This window comes from Campylobacter novaezeelandiae, from assembly GCF_004323845.1.
GTDB lineage: Bacteria > Campylobacterota > Campylobacteria > Campylobacterales > Campylobacteraceae > Campylobacter_D > Campylobacter_D novaezeelandiae.
On sequence record NZ_QPGR01000029.1, the window covers coordinates 1 to 3,137 of the forward strand.

Below are 3,137 nucleotides of genomic sequence, written 5' to 3' on the forward strand. Positions count from 1 at the left end.
TTATATCTAAATTATCCTTACCTTGTATAAGTTCAAATTTAAGATTTGATTTTATTTTCTTTAGTTCTTCTTTTAAGAAAGTATTATTTAGAGCATTTAGGTTTTTTAGGAATAAAGAGGGATTCATTTAATCCCCCATTCTTTTATAGCTTTATTAATAGTTTCATTTTGAGCTTTTAAATAATCTAAAATTTGCAAAAACCAAAGATTTTGAGAAGAAAGAAAATCTATCAATTTTTCATCTTGTTTTAAAGAATTTAAAACTTCATACTTCATCACTTCGCATTCATTATGAAAATACATAGCCTGAGAAAGCTCATTAAATAATTTTAATGTTTTTAATTCTTTAAAAAATTTAAGCAAGTTATCTTTAATTTTTCTTAGAGTTTGTAAATTCTTTTGCTCTTTGCTAAATTCATAATCTAATTTTTTAAGCTCATTTTTGCATTTTTTAATGTAATTTTCACTCTCGCTTACATTTTTTTCAATATTTTTCTTGGTTTTTTTTAATTTTTCTCTCATCTCATTTAAACTTAAGGTTTTTGGAAATTCAAAAGGCTTTTGAAGATCACTTTTTAAAAGCTCTTCGCATACTTCTTTGAAAGGTTTTTCTATAGTTCCTTCTATCCTTGCTCCGCCTTCTGTGCAATTATAAGTAGTGATGCCTAATTTAGTTTTAGTAAAAAAAATATCTTTTTCAAAATGCTGTCTAAAAAGTTGCCAAGAAAGCTGAGTTCTAACTTCTCCTTTACCCCCATAAGCTAAGGTATAAAGATTATCTCTTACTTCATCACCTTGCTCTCCAAAAATATGTTCTACAGCGTGGCTCTTCCCATCATCAGCATAGGCTAAATCCTGACCAATTAAAATCACATTTTTAAATCTCAGTGCGCCGATTAACTCATAAATCATATTAGCAACACTCATTCCCACACCAAGATAACCATACTCATCTAGTTTTAAAGAACCTGCTGAATTTAAAGGGCGATGCACTAGCATATATCTTCTATGATTTTTTTCTAAATATTCTATACTTTTCTTATAAACCACAGAAGCTAAGATAAAAAGTATATCTTTATCAAAATCTCCAAAATCATTATTAAAAAATTCAGAAGTTAAAACAACCCTTTCTAAAGATAAAACATAATCAGGCTTTATATTGTGTTTTGCTAAAATTGGATAAGAACTATCAGCACAAAAAATAGCAACTTTATTTTGATACTTTTTAAGCAAAGGAAGTTGCTTAGTAAGCGAAGGTCCTGTTGAAACCACTATGGCATTTTCAAGTTTTGCCCTTCTTGCTTTTAAAAATTCTTGAAAAATCCCATGACTTAACATGTTTGGGATATTATTTAAAGTATGTTCTATCCCTGTCATAGAGTCTATAGGATCATTGCCATGATTTAATACTATAAATCTTATAATTTCCATTAAATCTTTGTTTAGGCTTTCGATTTTATCATAATAATACTTTGCATAAAAAGAACTATGGATATGAAGATTATAAATTTTAATACTCTTTTTTATAAATTCAAAAGAAAATAAAGCATTTAAAGAAGCTAGATTAAGATCTTTAGTATAAAAAAGTATCAGTTTTTCATTTTTAATTTCTTTGGAAAAATCAAACAGATGAAAAGCTAAAGCCAGAATTTCAAGCTCATCTTCAAATACAACTATAGCTTTATGATTTTTATTTTTACATAAAAATTTATAAAGCTTTCCATTTCCAAAACCATAAAAAAATAAAACAGGATATTTAGAAAAATCATTTTTAAAGAATTCTAAACTTTTATTTAGTTCCTCATTCACATTTTCGTAAATTTTATTATTATCATTTCTTATGAAATTAGCATCTTCGTCCATATTAAATTGAGAAAAATTTTCTAAGGATCTAAGTTTATAAGCTAAAACTTGATCAACCTCAAAAAGTGCTGCTGTATTTTTTAAAAATAGCTCTTTTGCCTCATCCATTTCTCAAGTCCCCTTTTATATAACTCTTCTTCTAAAGGCTTAATGTTTTTTATTAAAGCAAGTTCAAGTGCATTAATATGTGCATATATCATTTTAAGCCATTCTAAATGTTCTTTGATCCAAATTAATGATTTATTAAAAGAATCTTCTTTTGTTTTTGCTTTTAAGACATAAATTCTAGCTAAATTTAATTCAAATTGGATTAAAAAAGCCCCAACAGCTTGAGCTAGTTCTTTTAAATCTTCAGTTTTTACCTTATACTTATCAATTCTTTGTATTATAATATCTAATAAACTTTGATTTTCTGTATGATTTAAACTTAAATAAAGCTCATTAAGCTCTTCGTATTCTTTTAAACAATCATTTTTAAAAGTATTAGAGTGTTTTATGGCTTTTATAATTTTTGCATAGGCTTTAAGTAATAATTCATCTTGTTTGTTTTTATTTAAAGAATTTAGTTTTTTAAAGGGTTTATTTAAATCTTTAATCAGTAATTCTTCACATACTTCTTTAAAGGGTTTTTCTAAGCTTCCTTCTATTCTTGCTCCACCCTCTGTGCAGTTGTAGGTGGTTATTCCTTGTTCTTTGGTAAATTGTATATCGCTTTCAAATTCTTGGCGAAAAAGAGTCCAAGCTTGGTGTGTGTTAATTAGTTTTTTACCTCCATAAGATAAGACCTTATCAAAATTCTTAAATCTTTTACTTTCAAAATTTGATCCGTGTTTATAATCACTAGGATGAGAATTTCCTTTTTCATCATAGGCTAAGTCTTGTCCTATTAAGATGATATTTTTGTGTTTTAAAAAAAATGCTAAAGCAAAATTAACATTAGCCACGCTATGACCCATATTAAAATATCCAAATTTATCCATAGCAACATAATTAATAAAATTTGCCCAAGTAGAAATTACCATATAAGAACGCTTATTTTGATCAAGATAAGAAAGTGCTTTTGGGTGAACTACAGATTTTAATATAAAAGTTATTCCCTCATCAAATTCTTTAAAATCATTATTGAAAAATTCTGCTGTAATCTCTTTTCTTTCCAACATACAAACATAATCAGGCTTAATACCATGTTTAGCTAATATAGCATAAGCACTATCTGCACAAAATATTGTGGCTTTGTTTTGATATTCTTTTAGAATGGGTAGTTGTTTAGTGAG

The 3,137-nt window shown here is 26.8% G+C and carries 3 protein-coding genes; all 3 read right to left on the minus strand.

Going from position 1 to position 3,137, the window contains the following annotated elements; all coding sequences use genetic code 11:
- A partial coding sequence (locus DU473_RS08510) for a hypothetical protein (protein WP_262868329.1) occupies nucleotides 1–127 on the minus strand: 127 nt, incomplete at its 3' end.
- Nucleotides 124–1,971 carry a motility associated factor glycosyltransferase family protein gene (locus DU473_RS08100; RefSeq protein WP_131186970.1) on the minus strand — a complete coding sequence of 616 codons (1,848 nt, stop codon included), beginning with the start codon at nucleotides 1,969–1,971 and terminating at the stop codon, nucleotides 124–126. The genes DU473_RS08510 and DU473_RS08100, both read right to left, overlap by 4 nt.
- A partial coding sequence (locus DU473_RS08105; protein WP_131186971.1) for a motility associated factor glycosyltransferase family protein occupies nucleotides 1,944–3,137 on the minus strand: 1,194 nt, incomplete at its 5' end. The genes DU473_RS08105 and DU473_RS08100, both read right to left, overlap by 28 nt.